The following is a 24,247-nucleotide window of genomic DNA, read 5'->3' as shown; positions in this document are numbered from 1 at the left end:
GAAATAGGGGAATTGTGTCAGGCGCGTACTCGGGTGATACGCATCACGCCCTTGAGCGCGCGCAGTTTCTTGATCACGCGGGCCAGGTGCACGCGGTCATGCACGCTGACCACCAGCTGCACGACGCTGATGCGGCCGTCGCGTTCGTCCATGCTGATCTTCTCGATGTTGCCATCGGCGGCATTGACGCTGCTGGCCAGCAGGGCGATCAGGCCGCGCTGGTGTTCCAGCTCGACGCGCAGTTCGACGTTGAATTCGCCGGTGACATCCTTGGCCCAGTTGAGCTGGATGCATTTTTCCGGGTTGTGGCGGATGTCGACGATGTTCCGGCAGCTTTCCATGTGCACCACCATGCCCTTGCCGGCGGACAGGTAGCCGACGATGGGGTCGCCCGGAATCGGCGTGCAGCACTTGGCGTAGCTCATCACCAGGCCTTCGGTGCCACGGATCGCCAGCGGCCCTTCGCTGCTCGGCAGGGTCTCGTCGCCACTCTCGGCCAGCAGACGACGGGCCACGACATAGGCCATGCGGTTGCCCAGGCCGATGTCTTCGAGCAGATCCTCGATGACTTCCTGGCGGTATTCGCCGAGCACCGCCTGTACGCGCTCGGGGGCAATCTTCTCCAGATGCGTGTCGAAGCTGGCCAGGACCTTGTTCAGCAGGCGTTCGCCGAGGCTGATGGATTCCGAGCGGCGCTGCTGCTTGAGGGCGTGGCGGATGTGCGTGCGCGCCTTGCCGGTGACCACGAAGTTGAGCCAGGCCGGATTCGGACGGGCGCCCGGCGCGGTGACGATTTCCACCGTCGAGCCGCTTTCCAGCGCCTGCGACAGCGGAGCCAGGCGGCGGTTGATGCGGCAGGCGATGCAGGTATTGCCGACGTCGGTATGCACCGCGTAGGCGAAGTCGACCGCGGTGGAGCCTTTCGGCAGCTCCATGATGCGGCCCTTGGGCGTGAACACGTAGACCTCGTCCGGGAACAGGTCGATCTTTACGCTTTCGATGAACTCCAGCGAATTGCCGGCGCGCTGCTGCAGTTCCAGTACACCCTTGACCCACTGCCGTGCACGGGCATGGTTGCCCTTGGGCACCTCGTCGTCGTTGGACTTGTACAGCCAGTGCGCGGCGATGCCGTTGTTGGCCATCTCCTCCATTTCGCGGGTGCGGATCTGGATTTCGATGGGCACGCCGTGCATGCCGAACAGCGTGGTGTGCAGCGACTGGTAGCCGTTGGCCTTGGGAATCGCGATGTAGTCCTTGAAGCGTCCCGGCAGCGGCTTGTACAGGTTGTGCACGGCGCCGAGCACGCGGTAGCAGGTGTCGACCTTGTCGACGATGATGCGGAAGGCGTAGACGTCCATTATCTCGTTGAACGCCTTACGCTTGCCGCGCATCTTCTGGTAGATGCTGTACAGGTGCTTCTCGCGGCCGATCACTTCGCCTTCCATGCCTTCGCGTTGCAGGCACATCTGGATCGATTCCTCGATCTTGGCCACGATTTCCTTGCGGTTGCCCCGAGCGCGGCGCACGGCGGCGCGGATGCGCTCGGAGCGCATCGGGTGCATGGCCTTGAAGCCCAGGTCTTCGAATTCCACGCGCATGTTGTGCATGCCCAGCCGGTTGGCGATGGGCGCGTAGATTTCCAGGGTTTCCTTGGCGATGCGCCGGCTCTTCTCGTGCGGCATGGCATCGAGGGTGCGCATGTTGTGCAGACGGTCGGCGAGCTTGACCAGAATCACGCGGATGTCGCGGGCCATGGCCATGGCCATCTTCTGGAAGTTCTCGGCCTGCGCCTCGGCCTTGGTCTCGAAGTTTATCTGGGTCAGCTTGCTGACCCCGTCGACCAGTTCGGCCACGGTTTCGCCGAACTGCGCGTTGAGCGCTTCCTTGGCGATGCCGGTGTCTTCGATGACGTCGTGCAGCATGGCGGCCATCAGGCTCTGATGATCCATGTGCATGTCGGCGAGGATGCTGGCCACGGCCAGCGGATGGGTCACGTAGGCTTCGCCACTGCGGCGGCGTTGGCCATCGTGCGCCTGTTCGGCGTAGAAGTAGGCTCGGCGGACCAGGTTGACCTGATCATGGCCGAGATAGGCCGAAAGCCGATCGGCGAGAGCGTCTATGCCAGCCATGGGAGACTCTCCCGTTGGCAGCTGTGGCCCTGCGCCGCGCGACTTCGACCCGGCATCATCGACTTACAGAGGCTCGTTGGCCTCTTCCTCGAAGGCAGCGAACAGCGGTTCTTCTTCGACGATGTCTTCCTGGGCGACGACTTCATAGTCCACCAGGCCGGCAGCGATTTCGCGCAGGGCAACCACGGTGGGCTTGTCGTTTTCCCAAGCCACTTTCGGCTCTTTGCCGCCGGTGGCCAGCTGGCGCGAACGCTTGGTCGCGAGCATGACCAGTTCGAAGCGGTTATCAACGTTGTCCAGGCAATCTTCGACGGTAACGCGAGCCATGGTGTTCCTCGTAACTTGTGCGGATAAGCTTGGCCCGAGCGGGCGAGCGGACTGAATAGTCTAAAAAATCACCAGCGACAATGGAAGCGCTGTTTTACGCCAGCAGTTCACTGAGCAGGCCGGCATGGCGCTGCTGCTGCTGCGTCTGCGCCAACTGGTTGCTGCGGAAGATGGCTTTCAGATCGCTCAGGGCGTGATTGAAGTCATCGTTGATCACCAGGTAGTCGTACTCGACGTAGTGGCTCATTTCGCTGACCGCCTCGCGCATACGGCGCTCGATGATCTCGCCGCTGTCCTGGCCGCGGTTGGTCAGGCGATGGCGCAGTGCTTCCTGGGTCGGCGGCAGAATGAAGATGGACTTGGCTTGCGGCATCAGCTTGCGTACCTGCTGCGCGCCCTGCCAGTCGATCTCAAGGATCAGATCGAAGCCTTCGGCCAGGGTCTGCTCGACCCACTTCTGCGAGGTGCCGTAGAAATTGTCGAAGACCTGGGCATGCTCGAGGAACTCGCTGCGCTCGATCATCGCGCTGAACCGTGCATGGTCGACGAAGTGGTAGTTGACCCCGTCCACTTCGCCCGGGCGCATGGCGCGGGTGGTGTGCGATACCGAGACGCGAATCTGCGGCTCGCTCTCGATCAGGGCCTTGACCAGGCTGGTCTTGCCGGCGCCCGAGGGTGCGGAAACGATATAGAGGGTGCCGGTGGTGATGGCCATGAAAGAAGCGTCCTGAAAAACGTTGAGCGAAAGAAAGATAGCAGCCGTCTGGCTGGCGTTACTCGATATTCTGCACCTGCTCGCGCATCTGCTCGATCAACACTTTCAGGTTGACCGCCGCCTGCGTGCTGCGCGGGTCGAAGGCCTTGGAACCGAGGGTGTTGGCTTCGCGGTTGAGCTCCTGCATCAGGAAGTCCAGGCGCCGCCCGGCAGCTCCGCCGGCCTTGAGCACGCGACGCACTTCGCTGACATGGGTGCTCAGGCGATCCAGTTCCTCGGCCACGTCGCTCTTCTGCGCCAGCAGCACCAGCTCCTGCTCCAGACGTTGCGGGTCGAGCTCGGCCTGCATCTCGGCGAAGCGGGTTTCGATCTTCTGGCGCTGGCCGGCGAGCATCTGCGGCACCAGTTCGCGTAGGGCAGCGACTTCATCGAGGATGCTGTCGAGGCGCTCGTTGAGCAGCTTGGCCAGCTCGGCGCCTTCCCGGGCGCGGCCGGTCTTCAGCTCGCCCAATGCCTGGTCGAACAGCTTCAGCGCGGCGGCGTTGAGCGCTTGCGGGTCGGCCGAGTCGGCCACCAGTACGCCGGGCCAGGCCAGCACTTCCAGTGGGTTGAGCGGCGCCGGTTGCTGGATTAGCGCGGCGACCTGTTCGGCGGCGGCGATCAGCTGGCGCGCCCGCTCGCTGTCGACCTGCAGTTGCTTGCCGGCACTTTCTTCGGCGAAGCGCAGCGTGCATTCCACCTTGCCGCGCGAAAGGCCCTGGCGCAGCGACTCACGCACCGCGCCTTCGAGATCGCGGAACGCGTCGGGCAGGCGCAGGTGCGGCTCGAGGTAGCGGTGGTTGACCGAGCGCAGCTCCCAGCTCAGTGTGCCGTGGGCGGTTGCCTGCTCGTTGCGGGCAAAGGCCGTCATGCTGTGAACCATGGGATACCTCGCGAAAGTCGGCTCGAAAAACGCAGGATTGTAGCGCAGCGCGCCTGCCCATTTCATGTGCAGGCGATCAGGCCTGCGGTCAGTCGCTGCCAATTCGGCATGTCGTCGCGGCCGACCGCCCCCTATAATGCGTGCTGTTTTCACTTAACGAAGTAGGTATCGCTCGATGAAACGTCCCAGTGGCCGCGCCGCCGATCAGTTGCGCTCGATTCGCATCACCCGCAACTACACCAAGCATGCCGAGGGTTCGGTACTGGTCGAGTTCGGCGATACCAAGGTGATCTGCACTGTCAGCGTCGAATCCGGCGTGCCGCGTTTTCTCAAGGGCCAGGGCCAGGGTTGGCTGACTGCCGAATACGGCATGCTGCCGCGCGCCACCGGCGAGCGTAACCAGCGTGAGGCCAGTCGCGGCAAGCAGGGTGGCCGCACTCTGGAAATCCAGCGCCTGATCGGTCGCTCGCTGCGCGCTGCGCTTGACATGAGCAAGCTGGGCGAGAACACCCTGTACGTCGATTGCGACGTGATCCAGGCTGACGGCGGTACCCGTACCGCCTCCATCACTGGCGCCATGGTGGCGCTGATCGACGCGCTGAAGGTGCTGAAGAAGCGTGGTTCGCTCAAGGGTGAGCCGCTCAAGCAGATGATCGCTGCCGTATCGGTCGGCATCTATCAGGGCGAGCCGGTGCTGGATCTGGACTACCTGGAAGATTCCGCCGCCGAGACCGATCTCAACGTCGTGATGACCAACGCCGGTGGCTTCATCGAAGTGCAGGGCACGGCCGAGGGTGCGCCGTTCCAACCCGATGAGTTCAACGCCATGCTGGCCCTGGCGCAGAAAGGCATGGACGAGATCTTTGAACTGCAGAAGGCCGCTCTGGTCGACTGAAACCCGTAACCGAGCAAGGAGCACCAGGATGAACGACGATATGCAAAACCCGCTTCCGACGCCCAGCCAGGAAGCGCGCCAGTGGGCCATGTTCTGCCACTTCGCCGCATTTCTCGGCCTGGTGTTCCCCTTCGGTAATCTGCTCGGCCCGCTGATCGTCTGGCAGATCAAGAAGGACTTCGACCCCTTCGTCGACGCCCAGGGCAAGGAAGCGTTGAACTTCCAGATCAGCGTGGCGCTGGCTGCGGTGGTCTGCTTCATCCTCATGGTGGTGGTGATCGGCTTCCCGCTGCTCATGCTGCTGGGCCTGGCGGCGCTGGTGCTGACCATCATCGCCGGGATCAAGGCCAACGAAGGGCAGACTTATCGTTACCCCTTCAGTTGGCGGTTAATCAAGTAATTGCATAGGAAGTGATCGGAAGGGCGACTTCTTCCGTGTCAGGGAAGGACAGGTTTGATGAATGGGCGAATGTTGGTGCTGGCGTGTTTTCTGGCAGCGCTGGTCGGGTGCGGTGACGCCGCTCGGACGCTGGCCGAGCAGGCGAAACTGCAGGCCTTGAGGATCGAGGCTGCGCAACTGCATGACGCGGGACAGTCGCGGCAGGCGATTGCCAAGTTCGAAGAGGTGGTCTATAGCTCGGCTGCAACGAATGCGGAGAAGGCCCATGCGCTTCGCTTCATCTCGCTGGGCTATTACGAGCTGAATGACTTTCCGCGCTCAGGCGAATACGCGGCCAAGGCTGCAGCCTACTATCCACAGGGTTCCTACGATTACCTGGTGAATATGGCTGACGCCGATCTGATGCAGGGCAGGGTGCCGGAAGCCGCCACCAAGCTCGAGCAGGCACATGCGCTGGAGCCCCGCGGTCTGGCAGCCAATAACGTGCTGGGCCTACTCTATCTGGGCGATAACGGCGAGCAGTACTCCGATCATCGCAAGGCGCTTGCCTATAACCAGGCTGCTTTCGAGATCGAGCCGGGTCGTATTACCCAGATCGCACTGGTGCGTAACTACCTGGTGCTAGAGGACTATGAGCAGGCTCATGTCCATCTGCTCGATCTGAGTCAGCGCTATGCCGATGATGCGTACATACGCAATCTGTTGGTGCAGGCTGAGAGTGGTTTGAAGCAGAATCACGAGTGAAAAAAAGCCGGCGTATGCCGGCTTTTTCGTACCTGTCGATCAGACGCTGAGAATCCAGTCGTAATCGACGATCAGCGGCGCATGCTGGGAGAAGCGCGGCTGGCGTGGCAGGCGCGCGCTTCGCACGCTGCGACGCATGCCCGGTGTGAGCAGCTGGTAGTCGAAGCGGTAACCCAGGTTGAGCATTTCCGCCTGCTCGTTATCCGGCCACCAGCTGAACTGGTCACCTTCGCGGCTGACTTCGCGCAGGGCATCGACATAGCCCATGTTGCCGATCACCTCATCCATCCAGGCACGCTCGGGTGCCAGGAAGCCCGGTGATTGCTGGCAGTCGCGCCAGTTCTTCACGTCCAGTTTCTGATGCGCCACGTGCAGCGAGCCACAGTAGATGTACTCGCGGCGCTTGCGCCGTTGCTTGTCCAGATAATGGGTGAAGTCGTCCATGAACTTGAATTTCTGATTCAAGCTCTCGTCGCCGTCACGCCCGCTCGGCAGCAGCAGAGTGGCGATACTTACCTTGTCGAAATCTGCCTGCAGGTAGCGCCCGTAGCGATCGGCCATCTCGAAGCCGAGGCCGCTGATCACCGCCTTGGGTTGCAATCGCGAGTAGAGCGCCACGCCACCTTGGCTGGGCACTTCACCGTCGCATGCATAGAGGAAATAACCATCCAGCTGGAAGGCTTGGTCGTCCATTTCAAAGGCGGAGGCACGGGTGTCTTGCAGGCAGATCACGTCGGCATTCTGGGCTTGCAGCCAGCTGAGCAAACCTCGCTCGGCCGCAGCCTGAATACCATTCACGTTCACACTGATGATCCGCATAAATGGCCCCCAAAAACACGTGCGTGTATGATACCCGAGCTCACCTCAATTAGCTAAATCCGTGCCGTCCGGGACTTTTTCATGCAAGCGTACCAGCGCGATTTCATTCGCTTCGCCATCGAACGCGGGGTTCTGCGTTTCGGCCAGTTCACCCTCAAGTCCGGGCGTACCAGCCCTTATTTCTTCAATGCCGGCCTGTTCGACAGCGGTCTGGCGCTGGCTCAGCTGGGGCGTTTTTACGCGGCTGCGATCGTCGACAGCGGTATCGACTTCGACGTGCTGTTCGGGCCGGCCTACAAGGGTATTCCGCTGGCGGCGACCACTGCCGTGGCGCTGGCCGAGCATCATCAGCGCGATCTGCCCTGGTGCTTCAACCGCAAGGAAGCCAAGGATCACGGCGAGGGCGGCACTCTGGTCGGTGCGCCGCTCAAGGGCCGTGTGCTGATCGTCGACGACGTGATCACCGCCGGCACCGCCATTCGCGAAGTGATGCAGATCATCCAGGGCCAGGGCGCGCAGGCCGCCGGCACCCTCATCGCGTTGAACCGTCAGGAGCGCGGCCAGGGCGAGCTTTCCGCCATCCAGGAAGTCGAGCGCGACTTCGGCATGCCGGTAGTGAGCATCGTGTCACTGCAGCAGGTACTGGAATATCTGGCAGGTGATGCTGAACTGAAGCAATATCTGCCGGCTGTCGAAGCCTATCGCACCGAATACGGAATCTAGCCCTAGCACAAGGTCGTCCTATGCCTGCACCGCTCCTGACCCGCTGTACGCTGCTCTGTAGTCTGCTGCTGCCGTTGTCCGGAGTGGCCGCCGAGCTGTATCGCTATGTCGACGACAAGGGCGTGACGGTGCTCAGCCGCCAGGGTGTGCCACCGGAGTTCATCGGCAAGGGTTATGAAGTGCTCAATGACCAGGGCCGCGTCGTGCGTGTGATTCCGCCGGCGCCGACGCCGGAGGAGTTTGCCCGCATGCAGGCGGACAAGGCGCGCGCCAGCAGCGATGCTCAGCTGCTGCGCCTGTATACCAATCTCGATGACGTCGACCGCGCCCGCGAACGCAAGCTGGCCGAGCTCGACAGCGTCACCAGCGTGGCTCGCGGCAATCTGCAGTCGGTGCGCACTCAGCAGGCCAACCTGCAGAGCCAGGCCGCCGATCACGAACGTGCCGGGCGCCCGGTGCCTGAGCATTTGCTGGTGCAGATCAATAACCTCAAGGAAGAACAGCAGCGTCTGCAGCGCGACATCGCCCGCTACAAGGAGACGCGCACCCAGGCCGAAGCGGGTTTCGCCGCTGATCGCGCACGTCTGGCCGAGCTGTTTGGCGAGCCGCAGAAAAAGCCTTAAGGCTCGGTAATTCAGCTCTGCGGCTGAGTCTTCTCGAAACTCCCGATCTTTTCTCTGAGCCACTGCGGCAGCGGCGCACTGCTGCGTGTCGCGCTGTCGGCGTGCACGTAGACGATTTCGCCGCTGGTCAGTAGCTCGCCGTCACGCCAGATGCCAAGGGCGAACGTCAGGCTGGAGCGACCCAGGCGTGCACTGCGGATGCCGATCTGTAGCTCATCGTCGAAGCGTGCCGGGGCGTGGTATTCGAGCAAGGTGCGGATGGCGAAGAAATCGCCGCCGTCCTGGGCCAGGTCACCGGGGTAGGCGACGCCGAGGGCGCGAAAGTACTCGGTGATGGCAACATCGGCGTAGGTCAGGTAGTGGCCGTTGAAGACGATGCTTTGCGGGTCGACCTCGGCCCAGCGCACGCGCAACGGATGGAAGAAGGTGAACTGGCTGGCTTCGGGCTGACTGCTCATGGGTGTTCCTTATCAGGGGTGCCTGGTGAGCGTGCTTGTAGAGGGGGATTGCCGCAAGTTCGAGTTGGCGTGCGGATGGGCTGCGATAAGGCTGCTCGATGGTTTGGGTAGGGTACGCTATGCGCACCGCTCGGGTCGCCATGCGTACATGCGTGGGGGATTCGTGGTGCCCACCGGGCACCCCGCTCCGCGCCCCGGCCTGATCGCTAGCGATCAGGCGCTCATCGGTGCAGGAAGCAGTGCTTCCAAAGGCGCGCCTCTTCGCCCCGCAAGCGGGAGAGGGTCATCAGAAGGCCGCGTTGCGGCCGCTGTTCAGGGGCGTTTGCGGTTGGTAATCAGGGTGCCGACGCCGGTGTCGGTGAAGATTTCCAGCAGCACTGCGTTGGGCACACGGCCGTCGACGATGTGCGCGGCGGTGACGCCGCCCTGCACGGCTTCCAGGGCGCACTTGATCTTCGGCAGCATGCCGCCGTAAATGGTGCCGTCAGCGATCAGGCCATCGACCTGCTCGGTCGTCAGGCCGGTGAGCACTTCACCCTGCTTGTTCATCAGGCCGGCGATGTTGGTCAGCAGCATCAGCTTCTCGGCCTTCAGCGCCTCGGCAACCTTGCCGGCCACCAGGTCGGCGTTGATGTTGTAGGACTCGCCGTCCTGGCCGACGCCGATCGGCGCGATGACCGGGATGAAGTTGCCCTTGACCAGCATGTTCAGCAGCTCGGTATTGACCCCGGTGACCTCGCCGACATGACCGATGTCGATGATCTCGGGCTGAGTCATTTCCGGCGTCTGACGGGTGACCTTGAGCTTCTTCGCGCGGATCAGGCCGGCATCCTTGCCGGTCAGGCCGATGGCGCTGCCGCCATGCTGGTTGATCAGGTTGACGATGCTCTTGTTGACCTGGCCGCCGAGCACCATTTCCACCACGTCCATGGTGGCAGTGTCGGTGACACGCATGCCATCGATGAAGTGGCTTTCGATGGACAGCCGCTTGAGCAGATCGCCGATCTGCGGGCCGCCGCCGTGTACCACCACCGGGTTGATGCCGACCGCCTTCATCAGCACGATGTCGCGGGCGAAGCCCTGCTTGAGTTCCTCGCTTTCCATGGCGTTGCCGCCGTACTTGATCACCAGGGTCTTGCCGACGAAGCGGCGGATATAGGGCAGGGCTTCGGACAGTACCTTGGCAACCTGGGCGGCGGCGTCACGCTCGAGGGTCATGCAGGGGGCTCCTGGAACAATCGATCAGAATGGTAGTTGCAGGTCGGGGGCGACCTTGAGCAGTTGGGCGCGGAAGACATCCTGGATGCGCTCCAGCTCTTCCTGGGTGTCGGCCTCGAAGCGCAGCACCAGCACCGGCGTGGTGTTGGACGCGCGAATCAGGCCCCAGCCCTTGGGATAGTCGACGCGTACACCGTCGATGCTGGTGATGTTCGCCTCGCCCCACTGACCTTCACGCTGCAGACGTTCGATCATGCCGAACTTGGTCTGCTCGGTGACCTTGATGTTGATCTCCGGCGTGGAAATATCGCTGGGGAAGGCGCTGAACACCTGTTCGGCGTTGCGTTTCTCGAGGCTGAGGATTTCCAGCAGGCGCGCGGCGCTATAGATGCCGTCGTCGAAACCGTACCAGCGTTCCTTGAAGAAGATGTGACCGCTCATCTCGCCTGCCAGCAGGGCGCCGGTTTCCTTCATCTTCTTCTTGATTAGCGAATGGCCGGTCTTCCACATCACCGGACGGCCACCGTAGCCGCTGATCAGGGGGGTCAGGCGACGGGTGCATTTGACGTCGAAGATGATGTCGGCACCGGGGTTGCGCGAGACCACGTCCTTGGCGAACAGCATCAGCAGGCGGTCCGGGTAGACGATGGTGCCGGTGTTGGTCACTACGCCGACGCGGTCGCCGTCGCCATCGAAGGCCAGGCCGAGGTCGGCGTTCTCGGATTTCACACGGGCGATCAGATCGACCAGGTTCTCCGGCTTGCCCGGGTCCGGGTGGTGATTGGGGAAGGTGCCATCCACTTCGCAGAACAGCGGGATCACGCTGCAGCCGAGGGCTTCGATCAGTTGCGGGGCGATCACGCCAGCAGCGCCGTTGCCGCAGTCGACCACCACCTTGAGCGGCTTGGCCAGGGCGATGTCGTCACGGATGGTCTTGAAGTAGCGCGGCAGCACGTCGACCTGCTGCACGCTGCCGACGCCCGTGGCCAGCTCGTTGTTGTCCAGGCGGGTCTTCAGTGCCTGGATCTGCTCGTTGGCCAGGGTGTCGCCAGCGATGATGATCTTGAAGCCGTTGTAGTCCGGCGGGTTGTGGCTGCCGGTCAGCATCACGGCCGAACGGCCTTCCAGCACGTTGGCGGCAAAGTACACCACCGGTGTCGGCACCATGCCGATGTCGGTGACTTCGCAGCCGCAGTCGAGCAGGCCCTGTACCAGTTGCTGCAGCAGTTCGGGGCCTGACAGGCGGCCATCACGGCCGACGACGACCTTGGGCTCGCCCTGGGCCAGGCTCTGCGAGCCGATGGCGCGACCGATCCAGTAGGCGTATTCGGCGGTCAGGGTGTCACCTACCACGCCACGAATGTCGTAGGCGCGGAAGATGTCGGCGGGGAGTTTCGGGGCGCTTTGGCTAGTGCTCATTGCGGGGCTCTGCTCCAGTCCCAGGAGATCCTGGTCTTCATCGAGAATGTCGATATCAAGGATATCGGTGTCCTGAAACAGCGGGTCGACCAGCTCGGCAGGTTTGCTGACCGGCTGAACGGCGGGGGCCGCGGCTGTTTCTCTAACGGCGGTATTGCTGCCTTCAGGGCTACTGCGACGCGGCAGGCGCGCCAGACTCTGGGCCAGCGTATCGAGTGCCGGTACGCTGAGGCTGAAGGCTTTGACGGTCTTGCCGGCAGAGAGTTCTTTCAGCATTTGTCCGAGCTGCTGTGCATCGCCATTGACGCGTCGCTGCAGGGCGCCCTGCACCAGAATCAGACCGATCAGGGCGCCGCCCAATGCCAGCAGGAGCGCCAGGCCGAGCATGGACGCAGGGACGCTGCCCTGTGCCAAGGCCGGACCGGGGGTAAAGCTGATCTTCCAGTACGGATTGCCGGTGGCGAAGTTCTGCGCCGCGCCCTCGCCCGCCTGGCCGCGTTGCAGCAGCACCTGCTCCGGGGTGTTGGCGAACTGCTGGATCAGCTGCACCTGGCCATATTCGGCAGGCAGCGCTGGCAGGGCGGCGAGCAGGCGTTGCAGGTCGAAGGCCAGCAGCAAGGTGCCCTGGGCCGGCTGGTTCTCGCCGACGCGCAGCACCACGGCGCTGTAGGCCAGCCAGCGCTGGCCGACCCGGTAGGCTTCGACGGCAGGCTGCTGGCCGCTTTCGGCGCGGCGCAGCAGGTCCAGACCGGCGAAGTTCATCGGTGCGCTGCGGCTGGTGTTCTGTACGGCTTCGCCGCGGCGGTTGAGATGGGCGTCGATCACACCGTCCCAGTAGCTCAGGCGCCGCTCGGCCTGGTTGACCTGAAGATTGTCGCCGCTCTGCAGTGCTTGCAGCAGCTCAGGGTTGCGCGCGGCAGCGAGGCTGTCGGCCTGCATCTGCTTCAGCGCCTGTTGCACGGCGGCCGCCTGGCTGCCGCCGAGGGCCTGGGTCAGCTCGGTCTGGCGCGCCTGGCGGCTGCTGCCTTCGGCGAACCAGAGCAATGCTCCGCCTGCACCAATGCCGATCAGGGCGGCCAGCAGGCCTGGCAGCAGCGTGCCCAGCGAGGGACCGGCGGCCTTGCGCTTGGGCTGGTCCGGTACCAGGCTGGCGGCGCTATCGACTTCCTTGGCAGTACGCTTGAAGAGTTTCACGTAGGCGCTCCTCGGCGGGTCGTCCTGTGGGATATGGGTCAGTGACTACCGGAGTGGCCGAAGCCGCCAGCGCCACGTTGGGTCTCGTCGAACTGCTCGACCAGCTCGAAATGCGCCTGAACCACCGGCACCAGCACCAGCTGCGCGATACGCTCGCCGATGGCGATGGTGAAAGGCGTCTGGCCGCGGTTCCAGCACGACACCATCAGCTCGCCCTGGTAGTCGGAGTCGATCAGGCCGACCAGGTTGCCGAGCACGATGCCGTGTTTGTGGCCGAGGCCCGAGCGCGGCAGGATCATCGCGGCCAGACCCGGATCGCCGATGTAGATCGACAGACCGGTGGGGATCAGTACGGTCTGCCCCGGTTCGAGGACGATGTCCTCCTTGAGCATGGCGCGCAGGTCGAGGCCGGCGGAACCGGGCGTGGCGTATTGCGGCAGCGGGAATTCCTGGCCGAGGCGGGGATCGAGGATCTTGGCTTGCAGAGCGTGCATGGTCAGTTCTTGTTCAGTCGTTCGGCGATAAGGGTGATCAACTGGCGGGCGATCTTGCCCTTGCTGGTCTGGGCAAAGCTGATTTGCTGCAGCCCTCGGTCGATCACGGTGATGGCGTTCTCTTCACTATTGAAGCCGATGCTGGGGTTGGCCACATCATTGGCGACGATCAGGTCGAGATTCTTGTCGCGCAGCTTGCGCGAGGCGTATTCGAGCAGGTTCTCGGTTTCGGCGGCGAAGCCCACGCTGAAGGGCCGGTCGTCGCGGCCGGCGATGGTGGCGAGGATATCGGGGTTGCGCACCATTTGCAGGAGCATCCCTTCGCCGCTGCTGGGGTCTTTCTTCAATTTGTGCTGTGCGACCACTTCCGGGCGGTAGTCGGCCACTGCGGCAGCGGCGATCAGCACGTCGCAGGGCATCGCCGCTTCGCAGGCCGCGAGCATGTCGCGAGCGCTGACCACGTCGATGCGGCTGACCCGATCCGGCGTCGGCAAGTGCACCGGCCCGCTGACCAGGGTGACCTTGGCTCCGGCCTCGGCAGCGGCTTCGGCCAGGGCGAAGCCCATCTTGCCGGAGCTGTGGTTGGTGATGTAGCGCACCGGGTCGATGTTTTCCTGGGTCGGGCCGGCGGTGATCAGAACGTGCAGGCCTTCGAGCGCCTGACGCTGGAAGCAGTCGGCGGCCAGGTTGGCCAGGTCATTGGGTTCGAGCATGCGGCCGAGGCCGACGTCGCCGCAGGCCTGGCTGCCGGAGGCAGGGCCGAACAGGCGCATGCCGCGCTGCTGCAACAGCTCGAGGTTGGCCTGGGTGGCATCGTCGCGCCACATGGCCTGATTCATCGCCGGGGCCAGGGCGATCGGCGCATCGGTGGCCAGTACCAGGGTGGTCAGCAGGTCGTTGGCCACGCCCTGGGCCAGGCGCGCGATCAGGTCGGCGGTGGCCGGGGCGATGAGGATCAGGTCGGCCCAGCGTGCCAGTTCGATATGGCCCATCGCCGCTTCGGCGGCCGGGTCGAGCAGATCGAGATGAACCGGGTGGCCGGACAGCGCCTGCAGGGTCAGCGGGGTAATGAACTCGCGGCCGCCCTGGGTCATGACCACGCGGACTTCGGCGCCCTGATCCTTCAGCCGGCGAACCAGTTCGGCGCTCTTGTAGGCAGCAATACCGCCCCCCACGCCGACGATGATGCGTTTGCGATACAGCCGCTGCATAGGCTTGCCTTTTATAAACCGGTGGATGTGCGCCACGTGACCAACGCCTCCCCAGGCCGGCCCCGTGTAAAAAGATGGGCTACGATAGCACAGCGCCTATAACGGAAGCAGTGGGCGCCTGGCTCAACATGGAGGTGCCGATGAGCATTCGTGACTGGCCCGCGGCAGAGCGTCCGCGGGAAAAACTGCTGGAGCAGGGCGCGGCCTCGCTGACCGACGCCGAGCTGCTGGCGATCTTTCTGCGCACCGGGGTGACCGGCAAGAGTGCGGTGGACCTGGCGCGCTATCTGCTCAGCGAATTCGGCAGCCTGAGAGCCCTGCTGGAAGCCGATCTGGCTGGCTTCAGCCAGCACCTCGGACTCGGTCCGGCCAAGTACGCGCAGTTGCAGGCCGTGCTGGAAATGTCGCGGCGGCATCTGGCCGAGCGCCTGCGCCGCGACTCGGCGCTGGAAAGCCCGCAGGCGGTGCGCGACTACCTCAAGGCGCAACTGCGCCACGAACCGCATGAGGTATTCGGCTGCCTGTTCCTCGATGCCAAGCACCGCGTGCTGGCCTTCGAGGTGCTGTTTCGCGGCAGCATCGACAGCGCCAGCGTTTATCCCAGGCAGGTGGTCAAACGCTCGCTGGCCAACAATGCCGCCGCCGTCATCCTCACCCCATATCTTATCGCAAGTGTTTTTGTTGTCTGGCAGCAATTGGATGTGTGGAAGGCTTGATCTGCCTTGATTATAGGTAAATTTTCTCAGAAGAATCAGGTGTCACTGTTGACAGGATAAGGTTACGTGATCGCCCTTAGAACGCGAGTATTTGCGTTCAGCTTAGCGAGCGACTATCCGAGTGTTACAGCTCACGTCTGGGGCTCCAATGAGGAGCGAGATCGCAACTGTAAGAGGTGTTCTTGCCAGCCCATTAGCGTGGCTCTGGAGGAAGAAACCCCATCGTACCCAACTCTTCTGTCAAGGTACGCAGGAGCTCTTCCACGCTCATGTCCTCCTTTGCCAAGTACGTAGCCGCTACGAGCGTAACGGGGTGAGCTCCAAGCAGTTCACAGATAGCTGCAAGCTTTTCAAGTGTCGGTGATTGGAGGCCTCGCTCAAGAGCGCTTAGGTATGTTCGGCTACTGACAGTGGAGAAATCTTCCTGGGTTAGTCCTGCTGTCATTCTTGATCGTTTGAGGGCTTGCCCGAAGGCCTTATTCAGTTCCATTTGCGGTACCGGCAAAAGGAACGATAAAGCAATTGCGCACACTATAATGCTACAAGTAATAATGTGCATTTTTAAGGGGTGCGATAATGTTCCTCACGCTTGATCACGCAGAGATCCCTGTTGGAGCGCTCCTGAAGGGCGTGCATACATGGCGATACGTCGAGTACCTGGCTTCTTTCCCCTACTTTCATGTAACTGCACTTGATGTCGATGACGACCGCACTCGTCCTACGACGCTGCTCGTTTACACCGTGCATGATCTGCTGGATCTAGCAGCAGCCGAGTCGCAGGGGTGGGAAATTCAGTCTGTGCAGCTGGTAAGCCCTGGGCGAATGAACGGGACGGGCGAGTGGCAGATGGAGAAACTAAGGGAAATCAAAGGAATAGAGTTGGCCCGCGGAACCAGCTACGCCTATCTACTCTATTCTGGGGCCACTTACTTCGATCATGAGGCAACGAAAGCGCTCCCTTGGCAGAGCTGGCGGTCAATTTTCTGTTCCAAAGTCGGCGGAACCGGCCGGAAGTAGTCTGTATGAACATGCTACCCACACACTCCGATCGCATCATCCCAGCGAGTCGTGTTTCTCTGGCTCAGCATATCCCGACGCATCTCCCATGCTGGCTTTGCAGGCTGAGTATTCGCATTGGTTCCGACATCAATTCGCATGCCTAACCGACACTGATTCGCATGCAAAACCGACACAACACGGTTCTTCAAAACCGACAGCCATTCGCGCCCGTCGACACCTATTCGCATCCTCCGACAGTCCGCTTCGCCTACGCCCGGAGATATCCAGTCACTGACTTGCAGTTCCAAATGGCCTCTCGCTGATGACTGCTACCGGCCAAAAGCTGGCGATCAATGAGCCTCGTTACGATCAATGCGGTTGTATGAGGCTATCCATTTATGGCTGTCGATATAATGAAAAGCATCAATCAAGCATCCCAGTTGGGGAATGCACTAGGGGCACTGATGCAGATAGATCTATTCGGTCATGACGAAGGCCAAGCAATCCCCGGCCTCAGCTATGAGCCTGGCTTCTTAACAGAAGATGAGGAGCAAGAGCTGCTTCGCATCATTCGTACGCTTGATCTGCACCCTGTCCAGTACAAAGAATTCGAGTCCCGGTGCAAGATCATTAGCTATGGTGGGCTCTACGATTTCAGTACTAATACGGTTAAGCCAAGCGTAGAACTGGATCCTCGGTTTTATCCCATTCGCAAGCGTGTCGCAGATTGGCTCAATGTCGAGGAGCAGAAAATTGAGCACCTGCTCGTGACGGAGTACGAGCCGGGTACGCAGCTGGGCTGGCACCGCGACGTCCCCTATTACGAGGAAGTCGTGGGAATTTCCCTTGGGAGCTCCGCCGTCATCGGTTTTCGGCCCTATCCACCGAGCCAACTGACGAATCGCCATGCTGTGAAGCTAGAAGTGATCCCTAGATCGATTTACAAGATGGAAGGTCCAGCTCGATGGGATTGGCAGCATTCGGTACCGCCGGTCAAGGATCGGCGCTGGTCGATCACGTTGCGCATAAAACGCCAGCCTAACCCGCGACCTAGCATCTAATTGCGATTTACCGTGGACCAATACGCTTACATTGGTAACACTCTTGAAAGTCAGCCAGGATCTCCCGTTCGCTTTTTGAGACGGCGGGTAAGATACGGAGCTGTAGCGCTACTCGGCGTGGCAGCAACAGTCTCAGGCGTGCCGGCTGCAACGACCTTTCCACCATTCAAGCCCGCTCCTGGCCCCAAGTCGATGATCCAGTCGGCTTCTACGGCAATACGCATATCATGCTCAGCCATCAACACCGTGTGCCCGCGTTGAACCAACTGATCCAATACAGTCATCAGCCGATCCATATCGGCTGGATGGAGTCCCGATGTTGGCTCATCCATCAAATAAAGCGTTTTGGCGCGTTGGAGCTTCTGTAGCTCGTACGCCAGTTTGATCCGCTGACATTCCCCACCAGAGAGCTCAGTGGCAGGTTGCCCCAGTCGAAGGTAGCCTAGTCCAAGCGCCATCAACGCAGTTAGCGAGCGCTGAATGCCTTCATGTCCCTCAAAAACCTCGCAAGCGCCCTTCACGGTGAGATCCAGGATCTCCGCAATGGATCTACCCTGCCACTGAACAGACAGGGTCTGTTCGTTATAGCGGGTTCCTCTGCAAGCACTACAGCGTGCAGTTGCGCTGGGCATGAACATCAGCTCGATAGTAATCCTGCCTTGCCCCTCGCAAACGTCACAACGGCCCGAAGGAAGATTGAACGAGAACCTGCCGGCATCAAATCCGAGCCGTTTAGCCTGGTCAGTTTCAGCGAATAGCTTCCGTACCGTGTCGAAGAAACCAGTGTAGGTGGCCAGGTTGGAACGAGGGGTACGGCCGATAGGGCGCTGGTCAATGCGCACGAGACGCTTCACCTTTTCACCGCCTTCCACTACTACCCCTTCCACAGCGGGCGCTGACGCTGGAGCCTCTTGGTCCTCGTCAACTACGCGAGTGCTGTCGATCCGTTCGAGCAAGCTTGGTATGACCTGAGTAAGCAGCGTGGACTTTCCGGACCCCGAGACACCTGTGAGCACAGTCATACGGCCCAAGGGCAGGGAGAAATCGACCCCGTGAACGTTGTTACAAGACACTGCCTCAAGCCTAAGCCACTCTTCTGGCTCGCTTCGCCTGCGTAGCCCTGGTCCTGCCTGTTCAAAAAGATATTTCGCAGTTGAAGAGTTGCCCGCATGCCGAAGCCCGTCTGGAAAACCGCTGTAAACGATATGACCACCTTCGACACCTGGCCCGGGGCCGACGTCCACAACCCATTCCGCGCTACCGATTAGCTCTAAGTTATGTTCTACTACGAGAAGAGAATTCCCCGCGTGCAGCAGCGCTTTCAGTGGCTTCATGAGGCTTGCTACATCTCCGGGATGCAGTCCCGCGGATGGCTCGTCGAGAACGTACAGCACCCCGAATAATTTCGAGATCAGTTGCGTCGCAAGTCGAACACGCTGCAGCTCACCTGAAGACAGCATCGTAGTTTTACGCGCCAGCGACAAATGCCCGAGACCGAGGTTGGAGAGCTGCTTTGAGCGTTCACAGAGATCTGAGCTCATGCGAACAACTGCCTCGCGCAAAGCGGGCTCCTGGGGAAGATCCCGCGCGGTCTGATCCGCATAAGGCGAAAGCACCCCCTGTAACTCATCGATGGTTAGCTCGCTGAACTCAGAGATATCGTAGTTAGCGAATTTCACAGCGAGTGCTTCTGGTCTCAGGCGCTTACCCTGGCACTCCGGGCAACGCACAACCGTGATGAACCGAGACAACCTACGTTTGGCTGCATCACTACCGTTGGAGTAGCTCTGGAAAAGGTTTCTTCTCGCGCCGGTGTATGTCCCGGTGTAGTCGGGCTGCTCACCGGCTTCGATCGCGGCTTTTCTCTTGGCCCCATCTCGTCCCACATAGATCGGAACTGATGGCTGCTCGTCGGTAAAAAGGATCCAGTCGCGGTCTTTCTTCCGCAATGATTTCCAAGGCGCATCCACGTCGTAGCCTAGGGTGGAAAGGATCGAGCACAGATTCTTGGCCTGCCAACCGTTGGGCCAGCACGCAATGGCGCCCTGCCGAATCGATAGGGCATCGTTCGGCACCATTGCCTCAGCCGAGGCTTCGTGAATGACCCCGAGTCCGTGGCAGCCTGGGCAGGCACCCTGTGGATTGTTCGCGGAGAACGACTCTGCCGGCAGCATCGCAGCGCCCTCAGGTCGTTGCCCTGCACGCGAGAACATTAACCTCAGTGTGACCGACAGTCGTGTCAGGCTGCCGATGGTCGAGCGCTCTTGCGCACCAGCGCGACTCTGCTGCAAGGCTATCGCGGGTGGAAGCCCAGTGATGTCGCCGACCTCTGGAGTGCTCGCCTGATCAATCAGCCGACGAGCATGCGGCGCCACTGACTCTATGTATCTGCGCTGCGCTTCCGCGTAGATCGTATCAAACGCGAGAGAGGATTTTCCCGATCCGGAGACACCTGTGAAAACCACCAGCGAATCCCGTGGGATTGCCACAGAGACGTCCTTCAGATTGTGGGTCTGTGCGCCATAAACGTGGATGGCATGCGACTCTTCAACAAGCTGAGATTCGTTGCTAGACGACTTCATAAGATCTCCAAACGCGTTTTAAACTCGGTCGCTTACCAGTTCTTCATCTGACCATTTCGTCTAAGGATTGGCAGCACTGCTCCAATCGCGATAAGGGCCGCTGCGCAGAAAACCCAGCCAACCGAAAAGGCGCCTTCAACACCGGCTGTGGTTATCCACAAGCCGGCAATCGCAGCGCCTGCGGTGATTCCAATATTCGCGGACGATACGAATAGACTGGTGGCGAACTGGGGGGCTTCTTTGCCAGCGGTCGTTACCAAAAACTGGGTGGCCACGACGAGGCCCATCTGAACAGCACCCCATACAAGGCACAGCGCCGCCATCACGCCCAGTGATGGCTGATTGGTGAAGCTCAACAGGAGATAGGACAACCCCATCAATACTGGGTACACCATTAACGCTATCCGAACGCTGTAGGTGAGCAACCGCCCGGCAAGGTAGGTACCGATCAGCCCTCCGATGCCAAAGAGAACCATGACAAGGCTTGCTTTCTCACCTCTAAACCCTTCACTGGAAAGGTACTCGACGGTGTAGCTGTAAACGGAGTAGATGGCAGCGAACGCCAGAACACTGAACGTGATGGCCATCCAAAACGAAGAATCACGCAGGATCCTGAAACTGCTGGTGATCCTCGGCGATCGACTGCGGACTTCGGGAAGTCTTGCCAGCTGCAGGCCGAGCGCGGCAGCACCGCATACCGCAGCGCAGAAATAGAAACTCGCCTCGTATGAAATCGTCGATGCGATCAAAGTAATTACCGGGGCACCGAAGACCAAGCCTGCGCTCTCCCCCATGATCGCCATAGAGGAAGCACGGGCTGCTTGCTCGGGGGGATACAGCGAAACTGCAGTTACGAATGCGACGGAAAAAAAAGCTGACAGCATCAGCGCCGAAGGTAACCGTAACGCCATCAGCGTCGCGAAGTTAGGAGCCCATGCCGAGAGGATGCTGCAAACCGAAAACACCCCCAGCGAGAGAACGAGTACTTTTTTGCTCTCATAGCTGGACAGCCAGAGGACCATCACGGGACCGAACAAAGCCAGTACAGCAGCAAAGATCGATACCAACATTCCGGCCTCTGCGATAGAGACACCGTACCTCTCGACGATCATTGGCATGACGCCCACGACGCTGAATTCGACGGTGAACATGCCGAAGAGCCCCATCGCAATGAAAAATAATGTGAGACCTGGGCTGGCTCCCACGCTTTCTCTTGCTGGTGTTGTTCCGAGCACAGAGTTGCTGGTGTCTTGTTGAGTATTCATTGAATCGTGCATTTGATTTCCATCAGCCAAGCCGCTCCATCTGCCTCGCTGCGAGGCAAGAGAGGCCCGACGAAGTGCCCTGCATTGGTAAGGCCTCACGTTGTGATCTAGATCGCTCGAGGTAACTGGTCGCCCAACCTAACGATCTGGGAGCGATCAGGCGTCGGTTACGAAAAGCTATGGATGTTGTTCGGCCCCGCCCCTCAGGGCGGAGCTATGTGGTACCTAGGAGAGGGAGAAGAATTCCTCGAACGCAGCTGCGAGTTCCTTCGGCACCTGCTCTGGAACGTAATGGCCGCAACCCTTGAATATGACGGATTGAACATCGCCCGCGACTTTGCGCATTTCGCGTTCAACCAGATCACCGCAGGCAAGGTCACCCGCGAATGTCAGGACAGGAATGTTGATGCCGAGCTTTCCACGTTCGCGATACTGGGGAATCGCTTTTCCGATTCCGCGGTAGTAATCAAAACTACCTTTTAACGCGCCGGGCACGCGGCGCAGCATCTCGATATAGAAGTCCCGTGCATGACGCGGCATGGCACCGGGGGGACCTGCTTTGTGGTCCATCTGGGAACCAAAATATATCTCCTCTCGTCCCTCAACCAACCTTTCGTTGATGGTCGAAACACGGTTGAACATGTGGTGCCAGAGAAACTCGTTCGTCTCCTGATCGTCGCAGACAATCGGCGGGGTCTCGAACACGCCAGGGACAATAGCCTCGCCTAGCGCAACCCTGCGCACGCGGCGTGATATATCGGCAGCCATGGCGAACGCAATCCACATGCCCACGTCATGGCCGGCAAGGAAAAACTCCTCGAATCCGAACGCATCCATAAGGGCGAAAAGGTCGCCCGAAGGCGTGTCTGCATCGAAACCATCACACGGTTTATCGGACAAGCCTACCCCGCGTGGATCCACTGCAATAACGGTAAACCGCTTGCTGAGTGGCAACATCATGCCGCTCCAGGCATACCAGTTCTGAGGCCAACCGCAGATAAGCAAGAGAGGCGGTCCTTCACCTCCTACAACGGCATGCAGGCCAACTGAGCCTGTATCGACATGAATACTCTGAAACTCAGACTTGAATCCTTCAGGCAGGTACGGGACACCGGTCACCGATCCAAAGCCGCTTACGTTCGGGAATTTTGAAAACATCGTCTTAGACATAGCGATGGATCTCGCTCGTTAGGATGGGTTGAACACGAATCACTGCAAGCGCGCCTTAAGCCGCAAAGATGCAGCGCCGCTACAGAGGCGAACGCTGCATCTAGCGTGATGCGGCGGGAAGAGGGAACGGACTAGCTCGCGATCCAGCCACCGTCGACGTGAATGACTTCGCCGTTGATGTATGCAGCGCCAACGCTGGACAAGAAGTGAATGGTCGCGGCTACTTCGGAGGGTTGGCCGGGACGGCCGGCCGGTACAGCCATCTCAAGAAACTTTGCATTTGTCGCATCGTTATCTGAGCCGGTGTCAGGAATCATGTCCCCGAGGATCTCTCGCGAAGTAGCCAGAATTCCGGTGCTGATGACCCCGGGAGCCACTACGTTGGCAGTGATGCCGTAGCCGCCCAGATCGACCGCCAGGCGACGAGTCATTCCCTCCAAGCCGGCTTTGGACGCGTCGTAGGAGAGGCCATCAGGAGTGGTTCGAGTTGCCGCGATCGAACTGATAGTGATGATTCGTCCCGACTTTTGACGAACCATGGCTTCAGAAGCCGGCTTGATGACGTTGAACGCGCCGGTGAGGTTCACTGCGATGATACGATCCCATAGCTCTGGGGTGGTCTGCTCAATGCCAGCAAGACCATCGAAAATCCCGGCATTGCTGACCAAAACGTCAATCGAGCCAAATTTCTTTTCAATGTCTTCGATGGCCTTGCGGACTTTCTTCGCATCGACGACGTCGATGAGGTGGGTGGTGACGTTGTCCATACCCGAAGAGACCGCGTCGAGCCGTTCTTGAGACACGTCGAACAGGTGTACACGGTCGCCAGAAGTGGCGAATGCGTGGGCCGTGGCTGCTCCAATACCGCTACCCGCGCCGGTGATAATGACGTTGCGTGGCTTGATTGACATGACTTACTCCTCGCTAATTCGAATTGAGGGAGAAAGTCTATGGGTGTCGTTTCGCGACTAAAATAAGGCGATAATCAGTTCAGTAGTGACGTTTTGTCATGAGTCGAATCAGCGTGTTGGTGGTCTGTGTCGTTCGAATGCCTACTGCCTAGCCGCCTCGCCCAGGAGCGCAAATGAATCTGCTCGATGGAATTGAAGCTTTCGTCCATGTGGCGGATTTAGGGAGTTTTGCAAGCGCGGCAAGACACTTGGATCTTTCACCGTCTGCCGTTAGCAAGCTCGTCGGAAGAACCGAAGATACGCTCGGGACAAGGCTGCTGAACCGTAACACTCGAAGCATCAGTCTGACTCTGGAAGGAAGACTGTTCTTGGAGCGAAGTCGGGTCATCTTGCGAGAGCTCAACGCCGCGAAACTGGACATCTCGCTGGTTGCCGAGGCACCTACTGGGCAGCTGAAGATCAGCATGCCGAATATCACCTCGTTTTTTCTCCCCATAATCGGACGGTTTCAAGACGCTTATCCGGCTATAGACCTGGAACTGGACTTCAGTGACCGGGTGGTGGACGTGATAGATGAAGGTTTTGACGTGGTGGTCCGCGTGGGTCAGTTAGCTGATTCTCGCCTGACCTCGAGGCTCATCGGAAACTTCCAGATGCATCTGGTTGCCTCACCTCGCTATCTCGCACGTTTTGGAGTGCCTGGTACCGTTGAAGATCTCGCAAATCATCAATGTATACAGTACCGATATCCCACGACTGGCCGGCTGGAAACCTGGCCGAGCTTGGACACGCCAGAGAGAAATCTGAGCTTTGCAAAGCAACTGGTCTGTAACAATGCTGACGCTAGGCTGGGCTTAGCTTTGCAGGATAGGGGTATCGCTTTCATGCCCAGTTTACTTGCAGATCAATACGTCGATTCTGGCGACCTCGTTGTTGTACTAGGCCAAGCGGTGAGCACGACCTACGGTCTGCACTTGCTCTGGCCTACCAACAAACATGCAACCCCGCGTCTCCGTGAATTCATCGGCTATTTCCATCAGCATCTGTCAAAAGCGGCGAGGTATGTGTGACGGGCCGATGATCAACAGCTCAGCATTCCGTCTCGGTTCGGGAGATTTTTCTAACACGCGCTTCTTCACCACCTGCGCCGGAAGCGAATGGCTGCTTTTGGCCGGAAGCGGCCCGTCGTCACCGGCTGCAATCGGCCAAAAGTGGCCATCCGATCCGTTAATACCAACAGCTTACTCGTAGC

The 24,247-nt window shown here is 60.2% G+C and carries 24 protein-coding genes and 1 pseudogene; 9 read left to right on the top strand and 16 right to left on the bottom strand.

Annotation, left to right across the window (positions count from 1 at the left end):
* Positions 1-17 precede the first annotated feature (17 nt).
* The 4 genes from spoT to DXK50_RS23840 all read right to left on the bottom strand — a co-directional run bounded on the left by spoT (position 18) and on the right by DXK50_RS23840 (position 4,093).
* The gene (gene spoT / locus DXK50_RS23855; protein WP_212632002.1) at positions 18-2,129 is read right to left on the bottom strand and encodes a bifunctional GTP diphosphokinase/guanosine-3',5'-bis pyrophosphate 3'-pyrophosphohydrolase; all 2,112 of its coding nucleotides are present in this window, start codon (positions 2,127-2,129) and stop codon (positions 18-20) included.
* 63 nt (positions 2,130-2,192) lie between these two features.
* Positions 2,193-2,456: a DNA-directed RNA polymerase subunit omega gene (gene rpoZ, locus DXK50_RS23850; protein WP_003242550.1), complete on the bottom strand. Its 264-nt coding sequence runs from the start codon at positions 2,454-2,456 to the stop codon at positions 2,193-2,195.
* Positions 2,457-2,550: 94 nt separating this feature from the next.
* Positions 2,551-3,171 (bottom strand): guanylate kinase, encoded by a 621-nt coding sequence (gmk, locus tag DXK50_RS23845; RefSeq protein ID WP_212632001.1) that lies wholly within the window; start codon positions 3,169-3,171, stop codon positions 2,551-2,553.
* Between the two features lie 58 nt (positions 3,172-3,229).
* Entirely contained in the window at positions 3,230-4,093 is an 864-nt protein-coding gene (locus DXK50_RS23840; RefSeq protein WP_212632000.1) for a YicC/YloC family endoribonuclease, read from the bottom strand.
* Between the two features lie 175 nt (positions 4,094-4,268).
* Between DXK50_RS23840 and rph the strand changes: the two genes are divergently transcribed.
* The 3 genes from rph to DXK50_RS23825 all read left to right on the top strand — a co-directional run bounded on the left by rph (position 4,269) and on the right by DXK50_RS23825 (position 6,132).
* On the top strand, positions 4,269-4,988 hold the full coding sequence (gene rph, locus DXK50_RS23835; protein ID WP_161867947.1) for a ribonuclease PH: 720 nt from the start codon (positions 4,269-4,271) through the stop codon (positions 4,986-4,988).
* Positions 4,989-5,016: 28 nt separating this feature from the next.
* On the top strand, positions 5,017-5,388 hold the full coding sequence (locus tag DXK50_RS23830; RefSeq protein ID WP_212631999.1) for a DUF4870 domain-containing protein: 372 nt from the start codon (positions 5,017-5,019) through the stop codon (positions 5,386-5,388).
* A gap of 69 nt (positions 5,389-5,457) precedes the next feature.
* Complete coding sequence (locus DXK50_RS23825; protein WP_212631998.1) at positions 5,458-6,132, top strand: tetratricopeptide repeat protein; 675 nt, start codon at positions 5,458-5,460, stop codon at positions 6,130-6,132.
* 39 nt (positions 6,133-6,171) lie between these two features.
* Here DXK50_RS23825 and DXK50_RS23820 read toward each other — a convergent pair whose 3' ends face one another.
* Positions 6,172-6,951, bottom strand: coding sequence for an exodeoxyribonuclease III (locus DXK50_RS23820; RefSeq protein WP_092378689.1), 780 nt, complete (start codon positions 6,949-6,951; stop codon positions 6,172-6,174).
* Between the two features lie 81 nt (positions 6,952-7,032).
* Here DXK50_RS23820 and pyrE point away from each other — a divergent pair, with 81 nt between their 5' ends.
* On the top strand, positions 7,033-7,674 hold the full coding sequence (gene pyrE / locus DXK50_RS23815; protein ID WP_212631997.1) for an orotate phosphoribosyltransferase: 642 nt from the start codon (positions 7,033-7,035) through the stop codon (positions 7,672-7,674).
* A 20-nt stretch (positions 7,675-7,694) separates the two neighbouring features.
* Positions 7,695-8,297 (top strand): DUF4124 domain-containing protein, encoded by a 603-nt coding sequence (locus tag DXK50_RS23810; protein WP_092378686.1) that lies wholly within the window; start codon positions 7,695-7,697, stop codon positions 8,295-8,297.
* Between the two features lie 11 nt (positions 8,298-8,308).
* Here the strand turns inward: DXK50_RS23810 and DXK50_RS23805 are convergent, their stop codons facing one another.
* The 5 genes from DXK50_RS23805 to coaBC form a co-directional block, all read right to left on the bottom strand.
* Entirely contained in the window at positions 8,309-8,755 is a 447-nt protein-coding gene (locus DXK50_RS23805) for an acyl-CoA thioesterase (protein WP_161867598.1), read from the bottom strand.
* Positions 8,756-9,067: 312 nt separating this feature from the next.
* Entirely contained in the window at positions 9,068-9,973 is a 906-nt protein-coding gene (argB, locus tag DXK50_RS23800; protein WP_024310044.1) for an acetylglutamate kinase, read from the bottom strand.
* A gap of 24 nt (positions 9,974-9,997) precedes the next feature.
* Positions 9,998-11,392: a phosphomannomutase/phosphoglucomutase gene (algC, locus tag DXK50_RS23795; RefSeq protein ID WP_212632029.1), complete on the bottom strand. Its 1,395-nt coding sequence runs from the start codon at positions 11,390-11,392 to the stop codon at positions 9,998-10,000.
* Between the two features lie 1,232 nt (positions 11,393-12,624).
* Positions 12,625-13,080, bottom strand: coding sequence for a dUTP diphosphatase (gene dut, locus DXK50_RS23790; RefSeq protein WP_024310042.1), 456 nt, complete (start codon positions 13,078-13,080; stop codon positions 12,625-12,627).
* A 2-nt stretch (positions 13,081-13,082) separates the two neighbouring features.
* A complete protein-coding gene (gene coaBC / locus DXK50_RS23785; protein WP_092378677.1) occupies positions 13,083-14,291 on the bottom strand; it encodes a bifunctional phosphopantothenoylcysteine decarboxylase/phosphopantothenate--cysteine ligase CoaBC in 1,209 nt (402 codons plus the stop codon).
* A 140-nt stretch (positions 14,292-14,431) separates the two neighbouring features.
* On the opposite strand from coaBC, the pseudogene radC reads away from it, so the two are divergent.
* A pseudogene (radC, locus tag DXK50_RS23780) lies at positions 14,432-14,947 on the top strand (RadC family protein); the annotation flags it as partial.
* A gap of 253 nt (positions 14,948-15,200) precedes the next feature.
* Here radC and DXK50_RS23775 read toward each other — a convergent pair.
* Positions 15,201-15,452, bottom strand: a complete 252-nt coding sequence (locus DXK50_RS23775) for a helix-turn-helix domain-containing protein (protein ID WP_461818892.1) — start codon at positions 15,450-15,452, stop codon at positions 15,201-15,203.
* Positions 15,453-15,583: 131 nt separating this feature from the next.
* Between DXK50_RS23775 and DXK50_RS23770 the strand changes: the two genes are divergently transcribed.
* The gene (locus DXK50_RS23770) at positions 15,584-16,024 is read left to right on the top strand and encodes a hypothetical protein (protein ID WP_212631995.1); all 441 of its coding nucleotides are present in this window, start codon (positions 15,584-15,586) and stop codon (positions 16,022-16,024) included.
* Between the two features lie 14 nt (positions 16,025-16,038).
* Here DXK50_RS23770 and DXK50_RS25240 read toward each other — a convergent pair whose 3' ends face one another.
* On the bottom strand, positions 16,039-16,164 hold the full coding sequence (locus DXK50_RS25240) for a DUF4113 domain-containing protein (RefSeq protein WP_283089329.1): 126 nt from the start codon (positions 16,162-16,164) through the stop codon (positions 16,039-16,041).
* A 255-nt stretch (positions 16,165-16,419) separates the two neighbouring features.
* On the opposite strand from DXK50_RS25240, the gene DXK50_RS23760 reads away from it, so the two are divergent.
* Positions 16,420-17,067 carry an alpha-ketoglutarate-dependent dioxygenase AlkB gene (locus DXK50_RS23760; RefSeq protein ID WP_212631994.1) on the top strand — a complete coding sequence of 216 codons (648 nt, stop codon included), beginning with the start codon at positions 16,420-16,422 and terminating at the stop codon, positions 17,065-17,067.
* Positions 17,068-17,117: 50 nt separating this feature from the next.
* On the opposite strand, the gene DXK50_RS23755 is transcribed toward DXK50_RS23760, so the two are convergent.
* From DXK50_RS23755 to DXK50_RS23740, 4 genes are all read right to left on the bottom strand, one after another.
* A complete protein-coding gene (locus DXK50_RS23755; protein WP_212631993.1) occupies positions 17,118-19,649 on the bottom strand; it encodes an excinuclease ABC subunit UvrA in 2,532 nt (843 codons plus the stop codon).
* A gap of 32 nt (positions 19,650-19,681) precedes the next feature.
* On the bottom strand, positions 19,682-20,926 hold the full coding sequence (locus tag DXK50_RS23750) for an MFS transporter (protein ID WP_212631992.1): 1,245 nt from the start codon (positions 20,924-20,926) through the stop codon (positions 19,682-19,684).
* A 213-nt stretch (positions 20,927-21,139) separates the two neighbouring features.
* Positions 21,140-22,084, bottom strand: coding sequence for an alpha/beta fold hydrolase (locus tag DXK50_RS23745; protein ID WP_249187007.1), 945 nt, complete (start codon positions 22,082-22,084; stop codon positions 21,140-21,142).
* Between the two features lie 131 nt (positions 22,085-22,215).
* Positions 22,216-22,995, bottom strand: a complete 780-nt coding sequence (locus DXK50_RS23740; RefSeq protein WP_212631991.1) for an SDR family NAD(P)-dependent oxidoreductase — start codon at positions 22,993-22,995, stop codon at positions 22,216-22,218.
* Between the two features lie 173 nt (positions 22,996-23,168).
* Between DXK50_RS23740 and DXK50_RS23735 the strand changes: the two genes are divergently transcribed.
* Positions 23,169-24,065: a LysR family transcriptional regulator gene (locus tag DXK50_RS23735; protein WP_212631990.1), complete on the top strand. Its 897-nt coding sequence runs from the start codon at positions 23,169-23,171 to the stop codon at positions 24,063-24,065.
* Positions 24,066-24,247 lie beyond the last annotated feature (182 nt).

It is taken from the genome of Pseudomonas sp. KB-10, assembly GCF_018221585.1.
In the GTDB taxonomy this organism is placed as follows: domain Bacteria; phylum Pseudomonadota; class Gammaproteobacteria; order Pseudomonadales; family Pseudomonadaceae; genus Aquipseudomonas; species Aquipseudomonas yangonensis.
Note: the sequence above shows the minus strand (reverse complement) of the source record. Positions and strands in the feature narration are given on the sequence as shown.